Here is a 511-nt window from a genome sequence, read left to right on the forward strand (position 1 = left end):
GCCGGCATCGACCCGCTGTGGTTCGGCATCTTCCTGGTGGTCGTGGTGGAGATGTCGCAGATCACCCCGCCGGTGGGGTTCAACCTGTTCGTGCTCCAGGGGCTGACAGGGCGCAACATCTTCCGCATCGCCGGCGCCTCACTGCCGTTCTTCCTGGTGCTCCTGAGCGCCGTCGTCATCCTGGTGCTATTCCCGGAGCTGGCGACCTGGCTGCCCCGGCAGATGGCCCGCTAGGGCCTGCGGACGCTCACCCGCGACGGAACGCCTTTCGATACACCCGTGCGCTGCGCCGTCACCGCAGCGGACGCCGTACGTACCACGACGGTCCCCACCGGCGGCGCGGCGCACCGCCACCGCCGGCCCGGTGACCGGATTCGACACACGCATGCGAGCCGAGCACAGCCAATGAACGACAACACCGCACCTCACGGCAACGGCCAGTGGCAGTTCTGGATCGACCGCGGCGGCACCTTCACCGACGTCATCGGTCGTCGCCCGGACGGGACCGTGC

Annotated in this window: 1 protein-coding gene; it reads left to right on the forward strand. The window is 69.1% G+C overall.

What is annotated here, in order from left to right:
- A partial coding sequence (locus tag G7A99_RS24650; protein ID WP_163144712.1) for a TRAP transporter large permease subunit occupies positions 1-234 on the forward strand: 234 nt, incomplete at its 5' end.
- Positions 235-511 lie beyond the last annotated feature (277 nt).

Source organism: Arhodomonas sp. KWT (genome assembly GCF_010993615.1).